Source organism: Methanofastidiosum sp. (assembly GCA_020854815.1).
Classification (GTDB): domain Archaea; phylum Methanobacteriota_B; class Thermococci; order Methanofastidiosales; family Methanofastidiosaceae; genus Methanofastidiosum.
This window is the reverse complement of the sequence record JAHKLW010000096.1, coordinates 1-4,687: the sequence shown is the minus strand read 5'-3', so window position 1 is coordinate 4,687 and position 4,687 is coordinate 1. Positions and strand designations below refer to the sequence as shown.

Genomic DNA, 4,687 nt, shown 5'->3' with positions numbered 1-4,687 from the left:
TAAGAATGTGGAAAAATCAGGCTGTGGGACATAATTCCTTTTGCCCCCATCCAAATAGAAGTTAGGTGCTAGTCTTTGACAATAATTACATAGGCTCGATAGCCTATGTACTTCTTCTGGGCATCTACCTTCGCCCCATTGCCATATGCACTAACTTTTCTCTCGTATATCTCTACTACTTCTTCGCCAAGATTAAGCGGACCATTCACTATAGCTTCTACTTTACGTGACATAATGGTCTATACATAGAAAGACTTATAAAGCTTAGGGTTACTAGTATCCCATGCTGACAACTGAAGCGGTCAGAAGACGGATCAGAGATGTAAAAGAGTGCCTGCCCTCCGAATACAAGTTCAAATCGTCAGTTGGAAGAAACTGGCCAGAGTATGAGAAAGAGTTATCTTGCAGTATTAGAGCAGCATTCAGGAACATTAACCCATTAATAGATGAGGCGATTTGCAACATACGCATAAGTAAAGGTAGAGGATCGCCCCGTAAACTTACTTTGAAACAAAGAGTGACTCTTCTTCTAATAAAAGAGCTTGTTGGCCACAGCAACAGAATGATGGCTAACATGCTTGTTGTTTTCTCAATGCTAAATGACATAGATGTCAGCTACAAAACAATAGAAAGGCTCTATTCAGACCCAGAAGTGGCTCTTGCAATCCACAATCTTCATGTTGTGATGCTAAAAAAGAAGGGAATAACACATGCTGACACGTCCGGCGATGGGACTGGCTATTCCCTCACAGTATCCAAGCACTACTCTTCAGCAGTACAAAAGAGGCATGATGGGGCAAAAGAAGTAAAATACGGAGAAAATCAGCTCCGGAGGGAATTTGTCTATAATTTTGCACTTCTAGATCTAAACACTTTCATGTACATTGCCTATGGGGCAAGCCTGAAAAGCGAGAAAGAAGCGTTTGATAGGGCAATGGAAATGCTAGATTCTCTTGACATAACGATTGACAGCGTTCGACTTGACAAATACTACAGTTATCCATTCTATGTAGACAAGTTTCAAGATTCCAAGGTCTACATAATACCTAAGGCTAACTGCACAATCAAAGGGTCACAAAAATGGAAGAGCACTTTGAAAGAGTTTCTAAACGATACGGAAAGCTACCTCCAAGAATACTACAGAAGAGAAAGCTCTGAAGCAGCTTTTTCCGCAGACAAGAGGCGCTTCGGCTGGACAATAGGGCAGAAGCGCACAGGAAGGATATATTGTGCCGTCTCCTGCATTGCGCTCTGGCACAATCTTTTGAATCTAAATACAGGTTAATTGTGTCCCACAGCCATTTTTTTCCATATTCTTATATATGTGAAAGTCTATATAAAAATAAATAATTTTATTAGGGATTAAAATGTCAAACAAAATTAACTTTTGCATACACTGCGGTGCAAAGATAATAAATGATAGTATTTTTTGTAGTAATTGTGGTATAAAAATAAAATACAAAAAAGAAAGATCTGATTTAGATGTTTCTTTAGTTAAGAATATTGAAAAAGATCTTAATCATAAAGAGGCAGAAAAACACTTTAATAAAGGGGGAGAATATGCCAAAAAGGGCCTATATGATAAAGTAATCGAAGAGTTGACGAAGGCAATACAAATCGATCCTCAATATGCCGAAGCATATAATAATAGGGGTGACATTTATAATAAAAAAGGGCTCTTAGATGAAGCGATAAAAGATTTTTCTAAGGTTATAGAAATAGGGCCTAAACCTAATATGTATATGATTGAAGCGACAGAAATCTTAGACTTAGATGAGGAAAAAAGAGAAAATATCAGAGAGATAAATCCCCGCGATCTAGTTGCTTTAAAAATAAAAGAAAGTTCTAATACTCAAAATAATATTTCTAAAGGTAAACCAAAAGAATATTCTATTATTGTGGGAAGTAGTATTATTGCCGAAGCATACTTTAATAGGGGTGTTGTATATTCTGAGAAGGGACTTCTTGATGAAGCGATAAATGATTATACAAAAGCTATAGAGCTTAATCCGAAAGATGAACAAGCATATAATAATAGAGGAAGTATATATAGTTCAAAAAGGCTCTTAGATGAAGCGATAAAAGATTTTTCTAATGCCATTCAAATTAATCCTAATTATGCCGATGCATACTATAATAGAGGTTTCGCTTATGGTAGAAAATACCTATTCAATGAAGCGATAAAAGATTTTTCTAAAGCAATAGAACTTAATCTTAAAGATTCAGTAGTTTACTTTATTAGAGGCGTTGCATATAAAGATATGAAACTATATGACGATGCAATAAGAGATCTTACTAAATCTATAGAGATTAATCCTAGAGATATTAGGGCTTATGAAATGAGGGCCGATGCTTACGTATCTAAGGGCAATTTTGACGCTGCCATAAAAGATTTTAATACTTTAATCCGTGTTGACAATAATAATTATGTTTTATACGGTAAAAGGGGCACTATCTATGGATTTAAAGGACTCATTAATGAAGCGATAAAAGATTTTTCTAAAGCAATAGAACTTAATCCAAGAGATGTGGACGCATTGTATAGAAAAGGTACTGTATTTAAAATAATTGGGAGGAATAAAGAAGCTCAAGAATGCTTTGACAAGGCCAAGGAATTAGGTTATAATGGATAATTTATTTTTCCATATTCTTATATATGTGGAAAGATACAATATTTGTAATATTTTCGCAGGTGATTAAATGGTCCAAAATCAGGGTTCTAATTCTAATAAGCCTTGCATGGATATAGTATGTCTTGCATGGACAAAAATGGCTAGGGGAAAATGTTTTGCCGGAATAGATAAAAATACTGGAAAATGGGCGAGGATTGTTCCTGAGTATGGAGAATTGCAAGAAGAGACTTTTGCTTATCAGGCCCAAACTTTTTTATGTCAAGATTATAATATATTAAGAGTATATCATAAAGGTAATAAAAATTCGTCTCCCCCTCATTCTGAAGATTACATTTGGGATTCTAACAATAAATGTCAATTAATTGGGAAGATAACAAATACTGAAGCGTTTTTATCTAAAGTATCCGAAAACAATCTATTGATGAATAAGGACAAATTCATACATACGATTTTGAAGGAACAAAATAAGTCTTTGATATTAGTGGGCCCTGTAATAATCACAAAAGGACAATTATTCAAAAATATGCATAATCCAAATGAAATTGATCTCAGATTCTTTTTTGAAATCCCTTCTGTGAATTATGTCGCTAGTAAAGTTCCAAATGGGGGTATTAAATGCACATCTATATATTGGACTAATTATTTTAAAAAAATGATGCACTCTAGAAATAGTAGCGTAATCTTCTTTGATGATAACGAGTTTAGAGACATGATAGGAAACTATAAAAATTTATATATTTCTATAGGCTTGACAAGAGAGTTTGAAGGGGAAAATTGGCCCATGATAATAGGGATACACCCAACGAAGTGAATGAATGAAATTGTATACTATAGGGCATAGTAATAGGTCTATTGAAGACTTTGTTTCTTTATTAAAAGAAAATCAAATTGGATTATTGATAGATGTCAGAACATATCCTTATAGTAAATATGTGCCTCATTTTGATATGGAAAATTTAAAATTATATCTAACTACTAAAAATATTGATTACGAACATCACGGGAAAAAATTAGGAGGTAAACCTCCAATCGGATTTGAAAACTACCGAAATACCCAAATTTATAGAGAAGTATTAATTAAGCTAATTAATTATATTGAAGAAACAGGAGTTACAGCAGCATTAATGTGCAGTGAAAAAGATTATACGAAATGTCATAGAAGATTACTAGCCGAAGATTTACAAGAAATAATTGATAAAGAAGATATAGCTATAGAAATTTTTCACATAGTAGGGCCTGAAACTATTATTAGCAATATAACAGAAAAACAAAATGATAATCCCAAGATTGAAGATTATTTTATCAAAGAAGATACTAAAGTTATTGAATATAATAAAGAATATATCCAAACAATAAAAAAAGTAGATGACACAAATATCTTAAATAAAAAAAAGAAGGGCAAAAAGAAAAAAGAAAAGAATACAGACAAAGATTTAAAATTATTATAATTGTGAGAATATGAAGACAGTATATTCTATCGGATTTTCTGAAAAAAGTGCAGAGGATTTTTTTAAATTGTTGGAAGATGTTAAAGTAACTAAGATTGTAGATATAAGAAGAAATAATAAATCACAATTAGCAGGATTTGCAAAATCAAAAGACCTTAAGTATTTCCTGATGAAAATTGCAAATATAAAATATGAGCATATATTGGATTTAGCACCCCCCGATGAACTATTAAAAAAATACCAAAAAGATAAGAATTGGAATTATTATGAGATCAAATTTAATGGGATTTTAACTAACAAAGATTTAAAGACAATATTTGAAAAAATAATTGACAAAAATGAAGTTGTTTGTTTATTATGTTCCGAAAACAAACCAATTAATTGTCACAGAAGATTAGTTTTAGAATATATAAAAAATAATATCCAAGATATTGATATAATTCATTTGGTTAAATAAAGTTGCCTATAATTACTGTTATGCGAAGTAATTATACATTTGTGTTTTATATTAAACATTTAATTGGCCATAAAAATAAGGCCAATCTAAAGACCTCTGCTTAAGAGCATATAGAGCGCCCATATGAAGAGCAATGTCATGAATATAAG

Annotated in this window: 6 protein-coding genes; 5 read left to right on the top strand and 1 reads right to left on the bottom strand. The window is 32.3% G+C overall.

What is annotated here, in order from left to right; translation table 11 throughout:
- Positions 1–68: 68 nt before the first annotated feature.
- Entirely contained in the window at positions 69–233 is a 165-nt protein-coding gene (locus KO464_10655; GenBank protein MCC7573817.1) for a DUF2080 family transposase-associated protein, read from the bottom strand.
- Positions 234–283: 50 nt separating this feature from the next.
- Between KO464_10655 and KO464_10650 the strand changes: the two genes are divergently transcribed.
- The 5 genes from KO464_10650 (at position 284) to KO464_10630 (ending at position 4,538) form a co-directional block, all read left to right on the top strand.
- Complete coding sequence (locus KO464_10650) at positions 284–1,285, top strand: ISNCY family transposase (protein ID MCC7573816.1); 1,002 nt, start codon at positions 284–286, stop codon at positions 1,283–1,285.
- 82 nt (positions 1,286–1,367) lie between these two features.
- On the top strand, positions 1,368–2,633 hold the full coding sequence (locus KO464_10645; GenBank protein MCC7573815.1) for a tetratricopeptide repeat protein: 1,266 nt from the start codon (positions 1,368–1,370) through the stop codon (positions 2,631–2,633).
- Positions 2,634–2,700: 67 nt separating this feature from the next.
- A complete protein-coding gene (locus tag KO464_10640) occupies positions 2,701–3,444 on the top strand; it encodes a hypothetical protein (protein ID MCC7573814.1) in 744 nt (247 codons plus the stop codon).
- Between the two features lie 10 nt (positions 3,445–3,454).
- Positions 3,455–4,081: a DUF488 domain-containing protein gene (locus KO464_10635; protein MCC7573813.1), complete on the top strand. Its 627-nt coding sequence runs from the start codon at positions 3,455–3,457 to the stop codon at positions 4,079–4,081.
- 10 nt (positions 4,082–4,091) lie between these two features.
- Positions 4,092–4,538, top strand: coding sequence for a DUF488 domain-containing protein (locus tag KO464_10630; GenBank protein MCC7573812.1), 447 nt, complete (start codon positions 4,092–4,094; stop codon positions 4,536–4,538).
- Positions 4,539–4,687: the final 149 nt, after the last annotated feature.